This window comes from Pseudomonas sp. A014, assembly GCF_052378495.1.
Lineage (GTDB): Bacteria > Pseudomonadota > Gammaproteobacteria > Pseudomonadales > Pseudomonadaceae > Aquipseudomonas > Aquipseudomonas machongensis.
Window position 1 is genome coordinate 390,690 of sequence record NZ_CP199001.1, and the last position, 22,107, is coordinate 412,796.

The 22,107-nt window shown below is 64.1% G+C and carries 18 protein-coding genes; 9 read left to right on the plus strand and 9 right to left on the minus strand.

The window, feature by feature from the left end; genetic code table 11:
* The first annotated feature begins 26 nt into the window (after positions 1 to 26).
* The 7 genes from waaF to ACTYOL_RS01875 are packed head-to-tail and all read left to right on the plus strand — an operon-like array spanning position 27 to position 6,987.
* On the plus strand, positions 27 to 1,076 hold the full coding sequence (waaF, locus tag ACTYOL_RS01845; protein WP_444757459.1) for a lipopolysaccharide heptosyltransferase II: 1,050 nt from the start codon (positions 27 to 29) through the stop codon (positions 1,074 to 1,076).
* Positions 1,077 to 2,135: a lipopolysaccharide heptosyltransferase I gene (gene waaC, locus ACTYOL_RS01850; RefSeq protein WP_153772427.1), complete on the plus strand. Its 1,059-nt coding sequence runs from the start codon at positions 1,077 to 1,079 to the stop codon at positions 2,133 to 2,135.
* Entirely contained in the window at positions 2,135 to 3,259 is a 1,125-nt protein-coding gene (locus ACTYOL_RS01855) for a glycosyltransferase family 4 protein (protein WP_444757460.1), read from the plus strand. The genes waaC and ACTYOL_RS01855 overlap by 1 nt, the downstream gene beginning before the upstream one ends.
* On the plus strand, positions 3,256 to 4,062 hold the full coding sequence (gene rfaP / locus ACTYOL_RS01860; RefSeq protein ID WP_054892169.1) for a lipopolysaccharide core heptose(I) kinase RfaP: 807 nt from the start codon (positions 3,256 to 3,258) through the stop codon (positions 4,060 to 4,062). Before ACTYOL_RS01855 ends, rfaP begins: the two co-directional genes overlap by 4 nt.
* Positions 4,062 to 4,796 (plus strand): lipopolysaccharide kinase InaA family protein, encoded by a 735-nt coding sequence (locus ACTYOL_RS01865; RefSeq protein ID WP_054892170.1) that lies wholly within the window; start codon positions 4,062 to 4,064, stop codon positions 4,794 to 4,796. The genes rfaP and ACTYOL_RS01865 overlap by 1 nt, the downstream gene beginning before the upstream one ends.
* A complete protein-coding gene (locus ACTYOL_RS01870) occupies positions 4,793 to 5,545 on the plus strand; it encodes a lipopolysaccharide kinase InaA family protein (protein ID WP_197889782.1) in 753 nt (250 codons plus the stop codon). Before ACTYOL_RS01865 ends, ACTYOL_RS01870 begins: the two co-directional genes overlap by 4 nt.
* Positions 5,545 to 6,987, plus strand: a complete 1,443-nt coding sequence (locus tag ACTYOL_RS01875; RefSeq protein WP_444757461.1) for a lipopolysaccharide kinase InaA family protein — start codon at positions 5,545 to 5,547, stop codon at positions 6,985 to 6,987. Before ACTYOL_RS01870 ends, ACTYOL_RS01875 begins: the two co-directional genes overlap by 1 nt.
* Here ACTYOL_RS01875 and ACTYOL_RS01880 read toward each other — a convergent pair.
* The 8 genes from ACTYOL_RS01880 to ACTYOL_RS01915 form a co-directional block, all read right to left on the minus strand.
* Positions 6,960 to 9,758: a dermonecrotic toxin domain-containing protein gene (locus ACTYOL_RS01880; protein ID WP_444757462.1), complete on the minus strand. Its 2,799-nt coding sequence runs from the start codon at positions 9,756 to 9,758 to the stop codon at positions 6,960 to 6,962. The genes ACTYOL_RS01875 and ACTYOL_RS01880 overlap by 28 nt on opposite strands.
* 72 nt (positions 9,759 to 9,830) lie before the next feature.
* Positions 9,831 to 10,007, minus strand: a complete 177-nt coding sequence (locus ACTYOL_RS01885) for a hypothetical protein (RefSeq protein ID WP_444757463.1) — start codon at positions 10,005 to 10,007, stop codon at positions 9,831 to 9,833.
* On the minus strand, positions 10,004 to 11,116 hold the full coding sequence (locus tag ACTYOL_RS01890; RefSeq protein WP_444757464.1) for a PepSY-associated TM helix domain-containing protein: 1,113 nt from the start codon (positions 11,114 to 11,116) through the stop codon (positions 10,004 to 10,006). The genes ACTYOL_RS01885 and ACTYOL_RS01890 overlap by 4 nt, the downstream gene beginning before the upstream one ends.
* A gap of 115 nt (positions 11,117 to 11,231) precedes the next feature.
* Positions 11,232 to 13,637, minus strand: a complete 2,406-nt coding sequence (locus ACTYOL_RS01895) for a TonB-dependent siderophore receptor (RefSeq protein ID WP_444757465.1) — start codon at positions 13,635 to 13,637, stop codon at positions 11,232 to 11,234.
* Positions 13,638 to 13,766: 129 nt separating this feature from the next.
* The gene (locus ACTYOL_RS01900) at positions 13,767 to 14,723 is read right to left on the minus strand and encodes a FecR domain-containing protein (protein WP_153772421.1); all 957 of its coding nucleotides are present in this window, start codon (positions 14,721 to 14,723) and stop codon (positions 13,767 to 13,769) included.
* The gene (locus ACTYOL_RS01905; protein ID WP_065864524.1) at positions 14,720 to 15,238 is read right to left on the minus strand and encodes an RNA polymerase sigma factor; all 519 of its coding nucleotides are present in this window, start codon (positions 15,236 to 15,238) and stop codon (positions 14,720 to 14,722) included. The genes ACTYOL_RS01900 and ACTYOL_RS01905 overlap by 4 nt, the downstream gene beginning before the upstream one ends.
* A 136-nt stretch (positions 15,239 to 15,374) precedes the next feature.
* Positions 15,375 to 16,085: a 3'-5' exonuclease gene (locus tag ACTYOL_RS01910; RefSeq protein WP_153772419.1), complete on the minus strand. Its 711-nt coding sequence runs from the start codon at positions 16,083 to 16,085 to the stop codon at positions 15,375 to 15,377.
* Positions 16,082 to 18,019, minus strand: a complete 1,938-nt coding sequence (locus ACTYOL_RS01915; RefSeq protein ID WP_444757466.1) for a putative nucleotidyltransferase substrate binding domain-containing protein — start codon at positions 18,017 to 18,019, stop codon at positions 16,082 to 16,084. Before ACTYOL_RS01915 ends, ACTYOL_RS01910 begins: the two co-directional genes overlap by 4 nt.
* A 216-nt stretch (positions 18,020 to 18,235) precedes the next feature.
* On the opposite strand from ACTYOL_RS01915, the gene ACTYOL_RS01920 reads away from it, so the two are divergent.
* On the plus strand, positions 18,236 to 18,679 hold the full coding sequence (locus ACTYOL_RS01920; protein WP_444757467.1) for a response regulator: 444 nt from the start codon (positions 18,236 to 18,238) through the stop codon (positions 18,677 to 18,679).
* 146 nt (positions 18,680 to 18,825) lie between these two features.
* On the opposite strand, the gene ACTYOL_RS01925 is transcribed toward ACTYOL_RS01920, so the two are convergent.
* Positions 18,826 to 21,003: a malate synthase G gene (locus ACTYOL_RS01925; RefSeq protein WP_444757468.1), complete on the minus strand. Its 2,178-nt coding sequence runs from the start codon at positions 21,001 to 21,003 to the stop codon at positions 18,826 to 18,828.
* A gap of 435 nt (positions 21,004 to 21,438) precedes the next feature.
* On the opposite strand from ACTYOL_RS01925, the gene ACTYOL_RS01930 reads away from it, so the two are divergent.
* A complete protein-coding gene (locus ACTYOL_RS01930; RefSeq protein WP_112897161.1) occupies positions 21,439 to 21,957 on the plus strand; it encodes a glycine cleavage system protein R in 519 nt (172 codons plus the stop codon).
* The last annotated feature ends 150 nt before the right edge of the window (positions 21,958 to 22,107 follow it).

Consider the following 22,107-nt stretch of genomic DNA (forward strand, 5'->3'; position numbering starts at 1 on the left):
CCTCCCCGAATGTTTCTGGATAAAGCATGAGAATACTGATCATTGGACCCAGCTGGGTCGGCGACATGGTGATGGCGCAGACCCTCTTCCAGTGCCTGAAACAGCGTCACCCCGACTGCGTGATCGACGTGCTGGCCCCCGAGTGGAGCCGGCCGATCCTCGAGCGCATGCCCGAGGTGCGCCAGGCCTTGAGCTTCCCGCTCGGCCACGGTGCCCTGGAGCTGGCCACGCGCCGGCGCATCGGCAAGTCACTGGCCGGCCAGTACGACCAGGCGATCCTCTTACCCAACTCGCTCAAGTCGGCACTCGTGCCTTATTCCGCCGGCATCCCCCAGCGCACCGGCTGGCGTGGCGAGATGCGCTACCTGCTGCTCAACGATGTGCGCAAGCTCGACAAGGCGCGCTACCCGTTGATGATCGAACGTTTCATGGCCCTGGCCTATGAGCCGGGCGCGCCGCTGCCACAACCCTATCCCCGCCCGAGCCTGCGCATCGAAGACCAGAGCCGCGAGGCCGCCCTGGCCAAGTTCGGCCTGGAGCTGGATCGCCCGGTGCTTGCGTTGTGCCCAGGTGCCGAGTTCGGCGAGGCCAAGCGCTGGCCGGCGGAGCATTATGCCGCCGTTGCCGACGCGATGATTCGCCAGGGTTGGCAAGTGTGGCTGTTCGGCTCGAAGAACGATCATCCGGTCGGCGAGCAGATCCGCGACCGCCTGATTCCGGGCTTGCGTGAAGAGTCCGTCAACCTGGCTGGCGAGACCTCGCTTGCCGAAGCCATCGACCTGATGTCCTGCGCCGATGCGGTGGTGTCCAACGATTCCGGCCTGATGCATGTGGCGGCGGCGCTCAACCGCCCGCTGGTGGCGGTCTATGGTTCGACCTCGCCGGGCTTCACCCCGCCACTGGCCGACCAGGTCGAGGTGGTGCGTACCGGTATCGAGTGCAGCCCGTGCTTCGAGCGCACCTGCCGTTTCGGCCACTACAACTGCCTGCGCCTGCTCGAGCCCGAAAAAGTCATTGCTGCCCTGCACAGCCTGGGTGGTCCGAACCTGATCGATACCGTGGCCGAGGTCGACTAAGTGCGGGTACTGATCATCAAGACCTCGTCGCTGGGCGATGTGATCCACACCCTGCCGGCGCTGACCGATGCCGCCCACGCCATCCCCGGCATTCGTTTCGACTGGGTGGTGGAGGAGGGCTTTGCCGAGATCCCGAGCTGGCACCCGGCAGTCGACCAGGTGATCCCGGTGGCTATCCGGCGCTGGCGCAAGAATCTCTGGCAAACGCTCAAGAGCGGCGAGTGGAAGGCGTTCAAGCAACGCCTGCGCGAGCGCAAGTACGACCTGGTGATCGATGCCCAAGGGCTGGTCAAGTCGGCTTGGCTGACCCGTTACGTCAAGGCGCCGGTGGCCGGGCTCGACCGCTATTCGGCGCGCGAAGGCTGGGCCAGCCGCTTCTACGACCGACGCCTGTCGGTCGCGGTCGGCCAGCATGCGGTGGAACGGGTACGCCAGCTGTTCGCCTTGTCCCTGGCCTACGACCTGCCTGAAGGCATCGGCCAGTACGGCCTGGACCTGAACCGCCTGCAACTGCCCCCGACGGCCCCCTACGTGGTGTTCCTGCATGGCACCACCTGGGCCACCAAGCACTGGCCGGAAGCCTACTGGCGTGAGCTGGCCGAGCGCATGGGGCGGCGCAAGATGAAAGTCGTGCTGCCCTGGGGCAATCCTGCGGAGAAGGCTCGTGCCGATCGCATCGCCCAAGGCTTGGAAAACTGCCAGGTACTCCCCAGATTGAACCTCGCAGGGGTCGCGCGCATACTCGCGGCGGCCAAGGCCTGCGTGGCGGTGGACACCGGCCTCGGCCACCTGGCCGCAGCGCTGGACGTGCCGACCATCTCGCTGTTCGGCCCCACCAATCCTGGTCTGACCGGTGCCTACGGACGCGCCCAGATCCACCAGGCCAGCAACTTCCCCTGTGCGCCTTGCCTGCAGAAGAAGTGCACCTACAAACCGAGCGCCGAGGACCTGCGCCGGTTCGATCTCAAACGCGAGTGGCCGCTGTGCTTCACTCGCCTGAATCCCGAGCATGTGGCGGGCCGCTTGAGCGCGCTGCTGCTGGCTGAGGATGTTCGTTGATGCAACTGGCTTTCGTGCTTTACAAATATTTCCCCTTCGGCGGATTGCAGCGCGATTTCATGCGCATCGCCCTGGAGTGCCAGAAGCGTGGGCATCAGATCCGCGTCTATACACTCATCTGGGAAGGTGACATCCCCCCGGGCTTCGAAGTGCTGGTGGCGCCGGTCAAGGCGCTGTTCAACCACCGCCGCAACGAAAAACTCAGCGCCTGGATGGCCGCCGACCTGGCCAAACGCCCGGTCGACCGTCTGATTGGCTTCAACAAGATGCCGGGGCTGGACGTCTACTATGCCGCCGACGGCTGCTTCGAGGACAAGGCCCAGACCCTGCGCGGCGGCCTGTATCGTCGCTGGGGCCGCTACCGGCATTTCGCCGAATACGAGCGTGCCGTGTTCGCCAAGGATGCTGCAACCGAGATCCTGATGATCTCTGAAGTGCAACAGCCGCTGTTCATCAAGCACTACGGCACCCCTGTGGAGCGTTTCCACCTGTTGCCACCGGGCATCTCCCAGGATCGCCGGGCGCCGTCCAATGCGGCCGAGATCCGCGCAGCGTTTCGCCAGGAGTTCGCGCTGGACGATGACGACCTGTTGCTGGTGCAGATCGGCTCGGGGTTCAAGACCAAGGGCGTCGATCGCAGCCTCAAGGCCCTGGCCGCATTGCCTTCGAGCCTGCGCAAGCGCACCCGGCTGATGGTCATCGGCCAGGACGACCCGAAGGTGTTCCAGTTGCAGAGCGCCACGCTCGGCCTGGGTGACCAGGTGCAGTTCCTCAAGGGGCGCAGCGACATCCCGCGCTTCCTGCTCGGCGCCGACCTGCTGATCCACCCGGCCTACAACGAAAATACCGGCACCGTGCTGCTCGAAGCGCTGGTCGCCGGTTTGCCGGTGCTGGTATCCAAGGTCTGTGGCTATGCCCATTACATCGCCGAGGCCGACAGCGGCCTGGTGCTCGACGAGCCGTTCGAGCAAGAGCAGCTCAACGCCTACCTGCAGCGCATGCTCGAAGACCCCCAGGCCCGCGCCGATTGGGCGCGCAACGGCTTGGCCTTTGCCGACAGCGCCGATCTCTACAGCATGCCGCAGCACGCCGCCGATGTGATTCTCGGCCAGGAGCACGCATGAAGCTGATGCTGGCCGAACCCTTCAAGCGCCTCTGGGCTGGGCGCGACCCCTTCGATGCCGTCGAAGCCCTGCAGGGCGAGGTATACCGCGAGCTCGAAGGACGCCGAACCTTGCGCACCGAGGTCGAGGGCGAGGGCTATTTCGTCAAGATCCACCGCGGCATCGGCTGGGGCGAGATTTTCAAGAACCTGTTCAGCGCCAAGCTGCCGGTACTCGGTGCCGGCCAGGAATGGCTGGCGATCCAGCGCCTGCAGGAGGTCGGCGTGCCGACCATGACCGCCGTCGCCTATGGCGAACGTGGCAGCAACCCGGCCACCCAGCATTCGTTCATCGTCACCGAGGAGCTGGCCCCCACCGTCAGCCTGGAAGACTTCAGCATCGACTGGCTCAGGCAGCCCCCCGAGCCGCGTCTCAAGCGTGCGCTGATCGATGAGGTGGCGAAGATGGTCGGCGGCATGCACCGTGCAGGCGTCAACCACCGTGATTGCTACATCTGCCATTTCCTGCTGCACACCGACCGGCCCGTGACGCCTGAAGACTTCAAACTGTCGGTGATCGACCTGCACCGCGCACAGACCCGTACGAAAATCACCCGTCGCTGGCGCGACAAGGACCTGGCCGCCTTGTATTTCTCGGCCCTGGACATCGGCCTGACGCGTCGCGACAAGCTGCGCTTCCTCAAGGGCTATTTCCAGCGCCCGCTGCGCCAGGTGCTCGCCGAGGAAGCCGCACTGCTCGCCTGGCTCGAACGCAAGGCGCAGAAACTCTACGATCGCAAGCAACGCTATGGGGATGCGCTCTGATGGCGGGTTGGACACTGGCGCCGGGCTACGAACACCTGGCGGCGGACTTCGGCAGTATCGACGCGGTGTTCGCCCTCGACGGCGAGCGCCTGACCCGTGACCCGCTCAGCGAGGTCATCCGCATCGAGCGCGATGGGGTCAACTACTACGTCAAACGCTACACCGGTGCCGGCAAGCACATGCGTCGCTTCCTCGGACGGCCACGGATCAAGGCTGAATGGCAGAACCTCAAGCAGTTCGCCAAGTGGGGCATTCCTACCGCCGAAGTGGTGGCCTGGGGGCTGGAGCGCAAGGGGCTGTCGTTCGGCCGCGGGGCGATGATCACCCGCGAGCTGCCGCGCACCGAAGACCTTTCGGCGCTGGCCGAGCGCAACGATCCGCGCCTGGCTGATCGCACATGGGTCGAGCATGTCAGTCGTCAACTGGCTCGCCATACCCGGGTCATGCACGATCATCACTTCGCCCACAACGACCTGAAGTGGCGCAACCTGCTGGTGGATGATCAGGCGACGCTGTTCTTCATCGATTGCCCGACGGGCGATTTCTGGCGTGGCTTCATGCTCCGCCACCGGCTTATCAAGGATCTGGCGTGCCTGGACAAGGTCGCCAAATATCACCTCTCGGCCACCCAGCGCCTGCGCTTCTACCTGCAATATCGCGGGCACGCGCGGCTCAATGCCCGTGACAAGCGACGGATTCGCCAGGTGGTGAGCTTCTTCGAGGGAAGGGAATGACCGATTACCTGGCCAGCGCCGACCATGCGCTGCTGCAACGCCATGGCCTGAACGACTTCGAGGCGCTGTGGGCGCTGCAACTGGATGCCGTCGACGAACCCAACACCGGGCGCGGCGGCTGGAGCAGCGTGTTCCGCCTGGAACTCGAGGGCAAGGGCTACTACCTCAAGCGCCAGAGCGACTACCTCACGCGTACCCTGCACCGGCCGTTCGGCGAGCCCACCTTCGCCCGCGAATTCCGCAATATCAGCCGCTACGAAAAGCTCAACATCCCAGCACTGCAGGCAGTGTTCTATGGCGAGCGCAAGCAGGGCGGCCAGCATCGGGCGATCCTGATGACCCGCGCGCTCGACGAGTGGAACGACCTGGAGAGTTTCCTCGGCCAATGGCCGCAACTGCCCGAGCCTCGACGCCAGGGTATTCTCGCGGCCTGTGGCGAGCTCGCGCGTACCCTGCACGGCGCCGGCCAGGTGCATGGTTGTTTCTATCCCAAGCATATTTTCCTGCGCGAACGCCGCGAAGGCTGGCAGGCCCAACTGATCGACCTGGAAAAGACCCGGCCACTGCTGTTCGGTATGCGTGACCGCCTCAAGGACCTCGAGCCCTTGCTGCGTCGTGCCCGTGCCTGGAGCGAGGCGGACGTGCGCCGCCTGCTCGCCGCCTACCTGGCGCAGCCGGCCGACAGCGCGCGGGTCGGCACCTGGCTGCAACGCCTGACGCAACGCCGTCGTGAAAAAGAGGCCCGCTGATGCGCTTGTCTGAACTGAAGGATGCCGGGCGCAGCCCGAGCCTGCCCTTGAGCGTGACGCTCGAAGATGCTGCCGGCAGTGCCGAGCTGCAGTTGCTCAGCCTGCTGCGCGTACTGCCAGGGCAGCGCTATGTCGGTGCCGGTATCTGGCGCGGCACCCCGGTGCTGGCCAAACTGCTGGTCGGCAGCAGCGCCGCCCGCCATTTCCAGCGTGAGCTGGAGGGCGCGCGCTTGATGGCTGCGCAGGGGTTGACCACGCCCCGACTGCTGGCCGATGGCCTGAAGGATGGCGAGGGTGGCTGGCTGCTGTTCGAGTTTCTTGAAAACGCTGAAAACCTGGGCGACGCCTGGGCCAAGGTTGAGCATCTGCCGATGCTGGCGGACGAGCAGCATGGGGTGCTCGGCGAGGCGCTGACCGCAGTGGCGCAGATGCACGCCAAAGGGCTGTGGCAGGAAGACCTGCACTTGGACAACCTGCTGCGCCACGAGGGCCACCTCTACCTGATCGATGGTGCCGGCATCAAGGCTGAAACGCCGGGCCAGCAACTGTCGCGCCAGCGCGTGCTGGAAAACCTCGGGGTATTGTTCGCCCAGTTGCCCAAGCGCCTGGAACCCTTCATCGAAGAGGCGCTGGTGCATTACCTGCTGGCCAATGGCGAGCATGCGCTGCCGCTCGAAGCCCTGCAGAAGCAGGTCGACAAGGTGCGCAGTTGGCGCTTGAAAGACTACCTGGACAAGGCCGGGCGCGACTGCACGCTGTTCAGCGTCGAGCGCAGCCTCTCGGGCCTGCGTGCGATCCGGCGCGAGGAGGTGTCTGCCCTGGTGCCGGTACTGGAGCAGGCCGATACGCTGATCGAGCAGGGCCACCTGTACAAGACCGGCGGTGCCGCCAGCGTGGCACGTATCGAGGCCGGTGATCGCACGCTGGTGCTCAAGCGCTACAACATCAAGAGCACCGCCCACTGGTTCAAGCGGTTCTGGCGCCCGAGTCGTGCCTGGCATTCCTGGATCGAAGGCCATCGCCTCGAGTTTCTCGACATCGCCACGCCGCGTCCGCTAGCGATGCTCGAGCAACGGGTGATGGGGTTGCGCAGCACCGCCTACCTGGTGACCGAATACGCGGACGGTCCTGATCTCACGGCATGTTTTGCGCCCTACGTCGAGAATGGCGAAGTGCCTGAAGAACAGGTTCAGGCGTTGGTCAAACTGATGCAGAGGCTGATTGCCGAACGCATCAGCCATGGTGACTTCAAGGGCCACAACCTGTTCTGGCAGAACGGGCAGTGGTCGCTGATCGACCTCGATGCCATGACCCAGCACGCCACTCAGCTCAGCTTCGCTCCTGCCTACGCACGTGACCGTGCGCGCTTGCTGCGCAACTGGCCAAGCAGCAGTGCCTTGCACAGGCGCCTCGATCAGTTGCTGCCTCGGCTCACCGAATAAGCCTGCGGCAGCGTCAGCCAGTCGCTGCTGCGACCGGCCTGGCGCACGCGAAGGCTCCATTGTCTGTCTTGCCAACGCAAGATGGCCGAGGCGGGGCTTTCGCGGTTTTGCCCGGCAAGCAGCAGCCGGTAGTGGTTCTTGAGCAGATGCGCGCGCAGCGGCAGGGCATGGCCACCGGCAAGCAGGTAAAGCCCTTGGTCGCTTTGGTACAACCCGTCGGCATCTTCGTGTTTTTCCCCCGCAGGCACTTCGGCGAGCCGACAGGTGTCGAACAGTGCCTTCAGGTCTGGCAGTCCGTCGTACCACAGCACGGGGGAGTCGACGACCCATTCGCCGTCCTCGCGACGCTTGACCGGGACCTTGGTGTAAGCGTCCGGCTTGCGCGGATCGACCACTCGCCAGCGGTAACCGTCGAACGCGACCTGATAACTCTGACCGGCGCTGTCCTTGATGAAGTAGAAGGTCAATCCTGGATAGGGTGAGGGCTGTTCATAGATGCCCTCCTTGTGAATGCCGTCGACTCGGTAGCGAAGCTTGCTGGTATTGACCGCGCTGACCATGGCCGGGGGGAGTGACAGTGGCGGCGTCGGTGGCATGGCTCGAATTGCCCGGCGAAGCACCGTTGAACCGGAGACGCTGTTGATGCCGTCGCTGGCATAGCTGAAGGCATCGACCAGCGAGCGCAGCATGCCGATGCGGTCACCTTCGACGTACGCCTTGTGGGTATCGATTATCGAGATCGCGGCACGGGCGAACGACAGCACTGCCAGGGCACGAAGGGGCAGAACCAAGCTGAGCAGGTCGAGGATGACCCACAGCACATGCAGGCTGAAATCGCCCAGCAGCTCCAGTTTCGTATTGGTGGCCGCGTCCACCGCTGAGAGTGCGGCGTGGACCTCGGCCCGATAGCGTGCGTGCTGAAAGTCGCCGGTGATTTCCGGACGGCTTATCCGTGAGCCCAATCCTCCCTTGGACAGCCAGCGTTCGACATTGGCCGGGTTGGCCAACGGCATGCGGTCTTTGACATAGTCACGCAGAGCTGGTTTTTCGCGTAGCGTGCGCAGCATTTGCCGAGCGTTGCGATACTCACGCCAGGCGCGGCGATCCGGGGCATCCGGTGTATAGACCAGAAAGCGCTGCATGCCGGCGTTCTCCGGGGTGACGAGTATGACCCCTTGCACGGTGTGGCCGTCGATCAACAGTTGTCGCACGCTCAGGCGCGTAACCTTCAGTGCCTTGCGCTGCTCGCTGTCGGGATGGTCGAGCACGGTGCTGGTCCACAGATAGCCGCGTTCGAAGGGGTCTTCCAGGTAATGGCCGGCGTATCGCGCCTTGGCCGCCTCGGCGCGCATGCGCGCTCTGCTGATTGCAGCGTAACTGTCGCGTCGCCACTTGGCCGTCGGTGACTCCAGCAGGTGCGTGCGCAGGTAGCGGCTGTAGCTTTCGCCAACGTCCAAGGCACGAACCATCTGCTTGATCTGCGCCGGGGTGATCTCTGTCACAGGGCTGTCGTCCGCGCGGTGTACTCGTGCCGTCAGCCAATAGTCGACGTCAAGCCAGCCGACGTTGAGCATGGCCAACTGATCGAGGCTATAGCTCTGCGATACCAACTCGACGGTGTCGCCGACCTGCGGGCGGCTGGCGGCGGGGATGTAGCCGGTAGTGAGTCCGGGATGGAGGACAGGCCCTCTCTGGCGCGCCATTGTCACGCTGACATGGATCTCACGCGGGTCGGCATCGAATTGATACTGCTGGCGCATGGCTGTACGCAGTTGTTCGCAAGTCCAGGTGCGCAGACCCTCACGGTCGAGGAACTGATCGTGACTGAGAATGCCTGGCGCGGCAGCCTTGTCGATGGCAATCACCAGCTCCTGCATGGTTTGCATGATATGGGTCAGGCCTTGTGCCGACGCGTTCTTGAGCCAGGCGGGGCTGTTTCTCTCCAGCAGCAGGGCATAGCGTGTCTGCAGGGCCGCCCTGCTGTCGGCCAGGGGCAGCAGGTCGGCAGCTGTGTCCAGTTGGCTGGTCAGGGCAGGCCAATCGATTGGCGATGTCTGGGCTGCGTTTTCCCAGACCTGCGTCAGGCTTGCATGTTGGCTATCTATCAGGGCCTGTACCTGCAGTTGCAACGGATCATCGTTGAACCATTCGTAGCGCAGGCGCTCGGCGTTGCGCGCACGCTCTCGCTGTTCATCACCGGCCATCAACCGCAGTAGCGGCCTGCTCTGCTGCAGGTCGTCCAGGCGCTCGCACAGTTCGGTGTGCAGCTCTGCCAGGTCGTCGAACGGCTCGATGCCATGGGAAAGACTGCACAGCAAGGCGTAGTCGCTGGACTCAGCGGGGTCGGGCATGCTGCCCTCGGGTCCGCCTTCGACAATCACGAAGGCGCCGGGCAGGTACTCGCGCCAGTGAGGGCTGCCGATGTCCAGCAGTGGGCGGTAGATTTGTGGGCGCTCGGCAGGAGGCAGGTGCTGGCGTTGCCCGGGCAGCGGCATTTCTATGCTGGTTTTGAGCAGTTCGGCGTGGTTCGAACCGAGGGTGTGATCATCGACGCGCAGGGTGATCTGTGCGAGCAGTTGCGCGCGTAGCAAGCTGACCAGTCGTGCTTTACGACTTTCGCCGGTGACGCCGGTGTCGAGCCAATACTCGGCGAGGTCTGCGAAATACCGCTGGCGTGCCTTGAGCCAGGGCTGCGAGGTGTCAGGCCGGGGCGGCGACGAAAGCAGGTCGCTCAGCTGTTGATCGAAGGCTTGGAAATGTTGCAGGCTCATTAGCTGCGCTCCGTAGTGATGGAGCGGCCAGCTTGGCGTGCCAGGCCTCGGTGGGCGCGTTAGCCGATTACCTCATCGTCTCGACAGGCCGCGCACTCCAAATAGCGCCGGTACCCCCAGCCCCGCCCAGGACAGCACATCCCAGGCACCATCACCGAGCAGAGCCGCGAACAGCCCTGCAGCGCTCAGGAGGGCGATGGCGATTGGCCAGGCGAAGATCCGGCGAGTGCTTTGCGAGCGGTGGCTCATGTCCGCACCTCGCGGGGCTTGCGCTGCTTGCCCCACCACAGGTACAGGCCACTGAGCAGGACGACGATGGTCAGCACATCCAGTACCGCCCAGAGGATCTGCATTGGCCGTCCGCCATAGTCGCCGAAGTGCAGCGGCTGTGACAGGCCCATGGCGTCCATGTACCAGGGGCGATCGCCAATGGCGGTGACTTCCAGGGTACGGGCATCGATCAGTACCGGCGTCAGCAAGTGGGAGGTCAGGTGTGTCGCGCCTTTCATGAACACCGCGTAGTGGTGTTCGCTGGAAAAGCGTGTGCCGGGAAAGGCGATGAAGTCTGCACGCATGCCGGGTGCGGTCTGTTCGGCGATCTGCAGCAACTGCTTGGCAGGCGCGCGTTCGGTGAGTGGCGGGGCATCGCGATAGGGCGCAACCATCGCCGCCAGGCTGTCATTGCGCCAGGCCGCGATGACCAGGTCGGACAGCGCGCTGATCACCCCGGTGACACCGACCACCAGCGCCCAGGTCAGGGTAACAACGCCGATCAGGTTGTGCAGGTCGAGCCAGCGCAGGCGCCGCGATTTATCGGTGCGGACCGTGGCGAACTGCAGGCGGCGCATGAACGGAGCGTAGAGCACCGTGCCCGAGACGATGGCGACGACGAACAGCACGCCCATGGCGGCCAGCAGGAGCTTGCCGGGAAGGCCGGCGAACATGTCCACGTGCAGGCGCAGGATGGTCATCATCAAGCCGCCATTGGCGGCGGGCATGGCCACCGCCTCGCCGGTGCGGGCGTCGAGCATGAAGGTATGCGAGGCGTTGGGTTCGGTGCCAGCGGTGGCTGCGGTGATCGCCACCACACCGTTGCGCTCGTCATCCTCGAAACCGAAATACTGCATGACCTCGCCGGGGCGGTGTTGCTCGGCCTTGATTACCAGTTGCTGCAGGTCCAGATGCGGCGTGTCGGCAGGCATCTCGCGCAGTTCCGGGGCGTCACCGAGCAGGTGTTCGAGTTCGTGGTGGAAGATCAGCGGCAGGCCGGTCAGGGCGAGCAGCAGCAGGAACAGCGTGCAGATCAGGCTGGTCCAGGTGTGGATCGCCGACCAGCGGCGGATGGTTTGGCTTTTCATCAGGGTTGCAGCCTTTGCAGCTTGTGCTGTTTTTCAGGACGCAATCGCGGGGCAAGCCCGCTCCCACAGGATCGTCGTGTACCTGTAGGAGCGGGCTTGCCCCGCGATGCGTCACTCAGAACTTGTAGTTGGCGCTGACTACTACGTTGCGCTCATCGCCGTAGTAGCACCAGAAACCATCACAGTTCGACAGGTATTCCTTGTTGAACACGTTCTTGGCTTCCACCGCCACGGTCAGCCCTTTCATGCTGTTGTCCAGGCGCCCCAGGTCGTAGTGCACCGACGCATCGTAGACGGTGTATGAGCCCACGTGCCCCAGGTCGGTGTTGGCGGTGTTGCCGTAGGTGTCGCCCACGTAACGTACGCCACCGCCGATGCCGAAGCCATCCAGCAACCCCTGGTGCCAGGTGTAGTCGGCCCACAGGGTTGCCTGGTTGCGGGGTATCAGCGCCATGCGGTTGCCCTTGTCGTTACCTTTGAGAATCTCGGTATCGGTGTAGGTGTACGAGGCGATGGTCTTGAGGTTCTCGGTCAGCTGGCTGGTCGCCTCCAGCTCCAGGCCACGCACCTGCAACTGACCGACCTGACGGGTGATGCTGCCTTCGGTGACGTTCACGTTCTTCTGGCGCAGATCGTACACCGCCGCAGTAAGCAGGGTTTGACTCCCGACCGGCTGGAACTTCACCCCGACCTCGTACTGGCGTCCTTCGGTAGGCTTGAACGAGGTGGTGGAACTGACGTTGGCACCGATGGCCGGCTGGAACGACTCGGTGTAGGAGAAGTATGGGGTGATGCCGTTGTCGAATACGTAGCTCAGGCCGATGTTGCCGCTGAAGGCCTTGTCGCGCTCGGTGCTGGTGGCGTCGTTGCTGTTGTGGAACACGGTGCCGGTGTGAACCCAATCCTCACGCCCGCCGAGTGTCAGGCGCCAGTTGTCCAAGGCCATCTGGTCCTGCACGTAGAGGCCGGTCTGGCGGGTCTTTTGACCGAAGTCCTGCAAGGCAAAGTAGGTGACCTGCGACATGTCTGCGCCATACACCGGGCGCACCACGTTGATCGGCGGCACACCCATGCCGTAAAGCCACTGGTAGTTGGTGTTCGAGCGTTGGTGGTCCAGGCCCAGCAGCAGGGTGTGGTCGATGGCACCGGTCTGGAAGTTAGCCTGGAAGTTGTTGTCCACGGCGAACTGGCTGATGTCTTCGTTGACGATGCCCGACTCGCGGTTGACGTTGCCGTTAGCGTCGACACTGTTGAAGGTGTTCACGTTGACCGCCTGGAACGACAGGTCGCTCTTGGTGTAGCGCAGGTTCTGGCGGAACTGCCATGTGTCGTTGAAGCGGTGTTCGAACGCGTAGCCCAGAGCGTAGTAGGTGCGGTCGTAGAAGTCCCAGTCCGGCTCGCCGAGGTTCTTGTGGTGGGAAATCTTGCCTACTGGCGAGGACAGCTTGGTGCCCTGTAGTGGCAGAAACTGCCCGGTAATGCCGGTATCGTCGCGGGTGTATTGCGACAGGAAGGTCAGCTTGGTGTCGTCGTTGATATTCCAGGTCAGGCTTGGGGCGATGTTATAGCGTTTGTCCGGAATGTGGTCGACCGGGGCATTGCTGTCACGCACGGTGCCACTGACGCGGTAGAGGAACTGGCCCGCGTTGTCGATCTTGCCGGTGCTGTCGAAGTTGATCTGCTTGTGCTCGTTGCTGCCGACCTGGGCTTCGACCTGGTGCGCGCTCTCGGCTTGCGGGCGGCGGCTGACCATGTCGAGCATGCCGCCTGGCGGGGTCTGGCCGTACACCGAAGATGCCGGGCCGCGCAGCACGGTGATGCGTTCCAAGTTCCAGGGCTCGATCTTCGGGTTGGCGAACGATCCCTTGGGCAGCGGCAGGCCATCGAGGAACTGGGTTGGGTCGAAGCCGCGCACGCGCAGCCAGTCGGCGCGCGAGTCGGAGCCGTAGCCGCTGCTCTGCACACCGGCGGTGTAGCGCAAGGCGTCGTTGAGGTTGAGCACTTGGCGGTCGTCGAGCTGCTGGCGGGTGATCACCGATAGCGAGCGCGGGGTCTCGACCACGGGGGTATCGGTCTTGGTGCCGGCGGCGGTGCGGGTGGCGATGTAGCCGCTGACCGCGCCCCAGGCACTCTCGTATTCAGTGTTGGCGTTGATCGCGGTTTCCGGCAGGGACACGCTGCCTTCCGGGGCGGCCACCAGGCTGTAGCTGCCGGCGCTGCTCTGCTGCAGTTGCAGGCCGGTGCCACGCAGGGCGGCGTGCAGTGCGCCGAGAGCGTCGTACTGGCCGCTGACCGGGGCCGAAGTGCGGCCGTTGACCAACGCCGGGTCCAGGGCCAGGGCGATTCCGCCCTGGCTGGCGATCTGGTTCAGCGTGGTGGACAACGCGGCGCTGGGCAGGTCGTAGGCCCGCACGCTGGACTGCTCGGCAGCCAGCAGCATGGGGCTGACCAGAGGGGTGGCAAGGCCGATGGCCAGGGCCATCAGGCTGGGACGCAGGTAAGACTCGACAGCACGGGACATGCAGTGGCTCCTAGACGGATAAGTGCTAACTGCTTCCTTGCCGAGCGAGATTTGGAAAGTGACAGGGGGGTGGAGATTTTTTTGTCTGGGGTTATCACCGATGTGAAGAACGATAGGGTCGGTACTGATTCACCGCGGCCCGACGGTCACCCACCAGGGCGTCCGCCGTTCGATCTTCACCGGCAAGGCCGGCACCAGCGAAGCCAGCGCCAGGTCGGTATCCGTTAGCGGGAAGCTGCCGGTCACGCGCAGGTTGGCGACTTCATCCGACACCCCCAGGTGCCCGCTGCGATAACGACCGAGCTCGGTCACCAGGTCCGCCAGGCGCACGTTGTCCACCACCAGCATGCCCCGGGTCCAGGCGTCGGCACCGGCGCTGACCGGGCCGATCAGGCCGAGGCCGTTGCTGTGCATCAAGACTTGCTGGCCCTCGTTCAGCACTTCTTCGTTGCCCGTGTTGCTCGGTTGCGCAGCTACCTGGGCCTGCAGCACTTCAAGGCGTGTGCCGGCAGTTTCGCGTTTGACCAGGAAGCGCGTGCCCAGCGGACGCAGCCGCCCATCGTCGGTGCGCACCCACAACGGGCGAGGGTCGTCGTGGCCGGTTTCCACGGAGATCTCCCCCTGGTGCAGCACGATCACTCGTTGTTCGCCCTCGTAGTCGATATCGACTGCGGTGTGGGTGGCCAGGCTCAGCAGTGTGCCGTCCTCCAGGCGCAGGGTACGCAGCTCTCCGGTCCCGGTGCGTTGATCAGCCAGCCAGTAGCTGGGTGCCAGCGAAGGGGCGCCGATCCAGGCCAGCAGGCCACCGAGCAGGAGCATCCCGGCCAGCCCGCCACCGAGCTTGCCAACCCGCTGGCGCAGGCCGGCGCGAGACTGCAGCAGGGCGTGGCGGGCGGGACCTGCAGCCGCGCCCACACGTTGGTCGAGCATGCCAAGCTGGAACCAGGCGCGCGCATGTTCCTCGCTGGCGGCGTGCCAGCGCGTGAATTCGTTGCGCTCATCGGCGGTGCCGTCGCCGCCCTCCAGGCAAAGTTTCCACGCAATGGCGGCTTCCAGGACCTTGGCCGAGACCGGCGTATTGCTCACGTCGGCTCCCCGTACAACGCCACGTAGCACTGGCGCATGCCTTGGGCAATGTACTGGCGCACTCGCGACACCGACACACCCAGGCGTTCGGCGATCTCGGCATGGCCCATGCCGTCCAGACGGTTGTACAGGAACGCGGTGCGTGCCTTGCTCGACAGTTTGCCCAGCTGGCGGTCGATGGCCTTGAGGTCTTCGAGGATCAGGTGCTGGGTTTCTGGCGAAGGCTGCTCTGCTTCAGGCAGCAGCGACAGCTCGGCAAGGTACGCCTGCTCCAGGGCGGCGCGGCGGAAATGGTCGAACAGCAGCCCCTTGGCCACCGCGACGAGAAACGCGCGGGGTTCGCGAGGCGCGATCAACTGTTCGCGGCCGAGCAGGCGCACGAAGGTGTCCTGGCTGAGGTCTTCGGCGCGCTGGCGGCAAGCCGTGCTGCGCTGCAGCCAGGCCAGCAGCCAGCTGCGGTGGTCGCGGTACAGGCTGCCGACCAGCTCGGCATGTGGGCTGTGCGCAGAGGACAAGGGCGTTCCCCGGGGAAGAATGCGTTATATAACGATAATGATTCGCGATTGTGGCAGAGGAGGGCGGGGAGATGCAATTGACGCTGGTCAGAATGCCTGTGGGCGCGGGTTTATCCGCGAAAAGGCCAGCGCCTGCCTACAGGCCATGGCTGTGCACGGCGCGCCGCCGCCACTGCCTCAGCCGCTGTTCCAGTTGCAGCGGGCTGTCCAGTTGCTGGCGTCGTGCCTGGCTGAACAGGATCAAGGCCAGCTCTGCGGTGACCTGGGCGTCGGCACTGGCATGATGGCGCGCCTGTACCTCAAGGCCGAAGCGTGCCACCCAGTCGTCCAGGCCTGCCTCACGTAGCACGGTGTCGGGGTTGAGCATCGGTGCCAGTTCCGCCACATCGATGAAGACATGTTGCAGGCGATAGCCGAGGGTTTCCTTCAAGGCGCGCCCGAGCATGCCCTGGTCGAACGGCGCGTGAAAGGCCAGTACCGGGCTGTCGCCGATGAACTCCAGCAAGTCCACCAGCGCTTCGGCCGGGTCGCTGCCTGCCGCCAGTGCGCTGGGCCCCAGGCCGTGAATAAGCACGCTGGCGTTGGTCTTCTGTTCGGGACGGTGCAAGGTGCGTTCGAACTGGCGGCCCAGGTCGATACCGCCGTCCTCGATGGCCACGGCACCGATCGACAGCACCTGGTCACGGTTGAGGTTCAGACCACTGGTTTCGAGGTCCAGTACAACCCAGCGCTGCTCGCGCAGAGGCTGCACGCCGTACGCTGCTGGCCCTGGCAGCGCGGCCAGGCGCTGGCGCAGTTCTTCGTCGAGCGCCGGTGCGCTGGAGCGTAGCCAGGCGAACAGCTTCATAGCTGGTACCGCTGCGCCAGGCTGCTTTGCAGGCGCTGGGCCTGGCGCAGCGATTCACGCAGGATGCGGCGGTCCAGATGGTTGAGGCTGTCCGGGTCGACGCGGTTGGAGTAGGCCAGGTTATCGCGACTCTGGCGCTGGTGCTGTTGCATGCGGGTCTGCTGGATGAAGTGATAGGCCTCTTCGAAGGCGGCGCCATCGAGGGCATCGATGACGCCCTTGGCCACCAGCTGGCGCAAGCGTTCCAGTGTGTTGTTGGCACCGATGCCGTTGGCCAGGGCGAGCAGGCGGGCGCCATCGACGAAGGGTGTCAGGCCCTGGACCTTGAGGTCGAGGGTGGCGGCCTTGTCGTTGCCCTGACGGGTCAGCACGAACTCGCGCAGACGCCCGACCGGCGGGCGCTGGCGCAGGGCGTTGTCAGCCATCATGCGCTGGAAGATGCGGTTGTCGGCGACCTGGGCGAGGATGCCCTGGCGAAGCGCTTCGCAGCCTTGCTCATCGCCCCAGACCACGCGCAGGTCGAAGTAGATGCTCGAACCCAGCAGGTTTTCCGGGCTGGCTTCGCGGATGAAACCGGCAAAGCGCCGCGCCCATTCGGCACGCGACAGGCATAGCTCGGGGTTGCCGGCCATGACATTGCCCTTGCACAGGGTGAAGCCACACTGGGCGAGGTTGTGGTTGATGTATTGCGCCAGTGGCAGCAGGCGCGCGCGAATGGCGTCGGCTTCGGCGCTGTCGCGTGCCTCGAAGAGAATGCCATTGTCCTGGTCGGTGTGCAGGGTCTGCTCGCGGCGTCCCTCGCTGCCGAAGCACAGCCAACTGAACGCCACGCCGGGGTCGCCGCGTTCGGCCAGCGCCAGCTCGATTACCCGGCAGACGGTATGGTCGTTGAGCAGGGTGATGATCTGGGTGATCTGCGTCGAGGAAGCACCATGGGCGAGCATGCGCTCGACCAGTTGGCCGATCTCGCCGCGCAATGCCACCAGCACTTCCAGGCGCGGCGCGTGACGGATGGTGCGCGCCAGATGCACCAGGTCGACCCGCTGCAGGGAGAACAGGTCGCGCTCGGACACCACCCCGCACAGGCGACCGTTGTCCACCAGGCAGACGTGCGCGATATGCCGTTCGGTCATCGCCATGGCGGCATCGAAGGCGCTGGCCTGGGGGCTGAGGTAGAACGGTGCGACGGTCATGTGCCGGTCGATCGGTGCGCTGAGCTCGGCGCTGGCGTCGGCGACCACCTGACGCAGGTCGCGCAGGGTGAAGATACCGATGGGGAAGCGCTGCTCATCGACGATGGCAATGCTCCCCACCTGTTGTTCGTGCATCGACCGTACGGCGTCGCGCAGCGGCGTGTCGGGCGTGCACACCACCGGATGACGCATGGCCAGCTCGCCCAGCGGTGTATTGAGCGAATACTGCGTGCCCAGGGTTTCCACGGCGCGCTGGCGCACCTGCTGGTTGACCTGGTCGAGCAGGCTGCTGACGCCGCGCAGGGCGAAGTCGCGAAATACGCCGGACAACGAGAACACGCGGATGAACGCCGCCTTGTTCAGTTGCAGGCAGAAGGTGTCTTCGCCGGCCAGGTGTTCGGTGCGCGTGGCCCGTTCGCCAAGCAGTGCGGCCAGGGGGAAGCATTCGCCGCTGGCGATCTCGAAGGTGGTTTCCACACCGGGGCCGGTGACATGTTGGCGTTCGCCCACCACCCGGCCATGCTTGACGATGTAGAAGTGTTCCACGGGCCCGTCGGCGGGCTTGATGATGCTTTCGCCGCTGGCATAGAAGCGCAGTTGGCACTGCTCGACCAGATAGGCGAGGTGGCCCTGTTCCATCTGATTGAACGGCGGGAAGCGCTGCAGAAACTGCAGCGTACCTTGGATGTTCTGCAGCACCGCTGTCCTGCCGGCCTGGGTGTAGGCGTCCTTTTTGCTCATGAAGCTGACCGTATCGCTACGCCGAACTATATATATCTATCTATAGGTATCGGCTTTGTTGTTTTCGGCCTCCATGGTCGGCTGGCTGCCCGTGGATGCCCATTGGACGTAAGTCTATCGGTGAGCGTCGCTGTCAAGGATCCGACGAAAGGTGGGTAGGCTACGCCGGTTTTCGCGGTCCTAAACCTAGCACGAGATTTTTTTGACGAGATGACCATGGCTGAGCATGACGAAATACTGAGTGACGCCGAGCGCGAGGCGTTGGCCGTGGTGAGCGCGCCAGTGGCGCCCAGGCCGGTGGTGCTGGTGGTGGACGACAACCCGGTGAACAGCGAGGCCCTGAGCCTGTACCTGAAAAGCCGTGGCATCGACTGCATGGTGGCCGATGGTGCGCAGGAGGCGATATTCAAGCTGCACTACGAACCGCGCATCGCGCTGATGATCACCGATCTGCGCATGGAGCCCGAGGATGGCCTGGAGCTGATACGGCAGATTCGCAAGTCGGAGCGGGCGGCGTTGTCGATCATCGTGGTGTCGGGTGACACCGATGTGAAGGAGGCGGTGGGCGCGATGCACCTGGGGGTGGTGGATTTTCTGCTTAAACCGGTGGATCTGGGGAAATTGCTGGGGCTGGTGAAAAGAGAATTGAAGATCGAGTAATGCAGGACTAGGGCTGCTTCGCATCCCAATCGCGGCACAAGGCCGCTCCCACAGGTACGGCGCAAGCTTCGAACCGTGCACTGTACCTGTGGGAGCGGCCTTGTGCCGCGATTGGGCCGCAAAGCGACCCCCGTCGTAGATCTAACTTACAGCCCGTTACGCGCCTTGAACTCGCGACGGCGGCGATGCAGTACCGGCTCGGTATAGCCGTTCGGCTGCTTCGCACCCTCGACGACCAGCTCGACCGCGGCCTGGAACGCGATGTTGTCATCGAAGTTCGGCGCCATCGGGCGGTACTGGGCGTCGCCAGCGTTCTGCTTGTCGACCACCGCTGCCATGCGCTTGAGGCTTTCCAGCACCTGCTCCTGGGTGACGATGCCATGACGCAGCCAGTTGGCCAGCAACTGGGCGGAAATGCGCAGGGTGGCGCGGTCTTCCATCAGCCCGACGTTATTGATGTCCGGCACCTTCGAGCAGCCCACACCGTGGTCGATCCAGCGTATGACGTAGCCGAGGATGCCTTGGGCGTTGTTGTCCAGCTCGTTGCGGATCTCGTCGGCAGACCAGTGGGTGTTGGCCGCCAGCGGAATGGTCAGGATGTCGTCCACCGAGGCCGGGGTACGCGAGGCCAGCTCGCGCTGGCGCGCCTGGACGTCGACCTTGTGGTAGTGCAGTGCGTGCAGGGTCGCGGCGGTCGGCGAAGGGACCCAGGCGGTGTTGGCGCCGGACAGCGGGTGGGCGATCTTCTGTTCGAGCATCGCCGCCATCAGGTCAGGCATGGCCCACATGCCCTTGCCGATCTGGGCACGGCCTTGCAGACCAGTCGCCAGGCCGATGTCGACGTTGTTGTTTTCGTACGCGCCGATCCATTTCTCGCTCTTCATGGCGCCCTTGCGCACCATGGCGCCGGCTTCCATCGAGGTGTGAATCTCATCGCCAGTGCGGTCGAGGAAACCGGTGTTGATGAACACTACGCGCTCGGCTGCCGACTTGATGCAGGCCTTGAGGTTGACCGTGGTGCGGCGCTCCTCGTCCATGATGCCCACTTTGACGGTGTTGCGTGGCATGCCCAGCAGGTCTTCGACGCGGCTGAAGATCTCGGCGGCGAACGCCACTTCCTCAGGGCCGTGCATCTTCGGCTTGACGATGTACACGCTGCCGCTACGGGTGTTCTTGCGGCTGGTGTTGCCGTTGAGGTTGTGCAGCGCGATGAGGTTGGTGAACAGGGCGTCCTGGATACCTTCGGGAATTTCATTGCTCTGGGCATCGAGGATCGCCGGGTTGGTCATCAGGTGACCGACGTTACGCACGAACAGCAACGAACGACCGTGCAGGGTAACGCTGCCGCCATTGGGCGCTGCGTACTCGCGGTCGGGGTTCATGGTGCGGGTGAAGGTCTTGCCACCCTTGGTCACGCTTTCGGCCAGGTCGCCCTTCATCAGGCCCAGCCAGTTGCGGTAGACGACGACCTTGTCGTCGGCATCGACGGCGGCGACAGAGTCTTCGCAGTCCATGATGGTGGTCAGTGCCGATTCCATCAGGATGTCTTTCACGCCGGCGGCGTCGGTGCTGCCGACCGGGGTGCTGGCGTCGACCTGGATCTCGAAGTGCAGGCCGTTGTGCTTGAGCAGCACGGCTGTCGGCGCTGCGGCGTCGCCATGGAAACCGATCAGCTGGGCGTCGTCGCGCAGGCCGCTGTTGCTGCCGCCCTTGAGGGCGACGATCAGCTTGCCGGCGTCGATGCGATAGCCGGTGGAATCGACGTGGGAGCCGGCAGCGAGGGGCGCGGCCTCATCGAGGAAGGCGCGGGCGAAGGCGATGACTTTGTCGCCGCGTACCTTGTTGTAGCCCTGGCCTTTTTCGGCGCCGCCTTCTTCGCTGATAGCGTCGGTGCCATACAGTGCGTCATACAGCGAGCCCCAGCGGGCGTTGGCGGCGTTCAGGGCGAAGCGTGCGTTCATCACCGGCACCACCAGCTGCGGGCCGGCCATGTGGGCGATTTCTTCGTCGACGTTTTGCGTGGTGGCCTGGAAATCGTCGGCTTGTGGCAGCAGGTAGCCGATTTCCTGGAGGAATGCTTTGTAGGTCGCGGCGTCGTGGGCCTGACCCTGGCGTGCCTGGTGCCAGGCATCGATCTTGGCTTGCAGCTCGTCACGCTTGGCGAGCAGGGCTTTGTTCTTTGGAGCGAGGTCGTTGATGATCTTCTCTGCACCGGCCCAGAACTGCTCGGCGACGATGCCGGTCCCCGCAATGGCTTCGTCGTTGACGAAGTCGTACAGGACCTTGGCGACCTGAAGGCCACCGACTTGAACGTATCCAGTCATTGCTTGCCTCACTCTGCTCAGCTATTTCGCTCTTCTGTATTAAGCCTGTAGCGCTTCTCTAAACACGCGGCCAGTACATGCCCTCGTCATGCAGCCCGAGCGCGGCTGGGTGCGGCCTGCCAGACAGGCTGGCGGGCGATTCGCGTATTTTCACAGGCGCCTTGGCAGACATCCAAACGACGTTTTGTAGTCCGCGCTGGCGCATACTACATGATGCAGTAGGCGAGTGAACATCAGACTAAAAGCGTCGTTGTGCGACCCATTGGTCGCATGGGGTCACGCTGGGAGACAGTATGTTCGCAAAAAACCTGTAGATTGTTCCAGATAAATCTCTAAACGGTACACGATTTGTTGCTCGGTCTGCCCTGCGGCAGGTTGCCGCGCCTTGCCTATACTGATTCGATGCCCTTGTACGAGCAGGTAGAGGAGTGGCCCGTGGATCATCTTGTACTCACCGTGATCGCCCCTGACAAGGCCGGACAGGTCGAACGCATCGCCCAGTGCATCTCAGATCACAGCGGTAACTGGCTGGAAAGCCGCATGTCGCGCATGGCCGGGCAGTTCGCCGGTATCCTGCGGGTGGCGGTGCCGGCGGAAAACTATGACGAGCTGGTCGAGTCACTGCAGAAGCTGGGCGACCATGGGATCCGCGTGCTGATTGCCGAGAGCGGCATCGAACCGTCCTGCACCTGGAAACCGATCGCGATGGAGCTGGTGGGCAATGACCGCCCCGGGATCGTTCGCGATATCACCCGGTTGCTGGCGGAGCAGGGGGTCAACCTCGAGCGCTTGAGCACCGAAGTGCGCCCGGCACCGATGAGCAGCGAGCCACTGTTCCACGCCGATGCCTTGCTGGCATTGCCGCTGACCTTGTCGCTGGATGACCTGCAGCAGAAGCTCGAAAGCCTCGCCGATGACCTGATGGTGGAGTTGAAGCTAAGGCCGGAGGAATAGCGGGTTATCCCGATTTAACGGGGAAGCCCCTGTGGATAACCTGAGGGTACTCGAGGCCAGCCCCGATAGATCGCGGGCTGCAGCGGATTGTGCAAAAAATGACCATATTTCAGGGGCTTGTGCACAAAGCGCGGGGATCAGGGTGTGGAT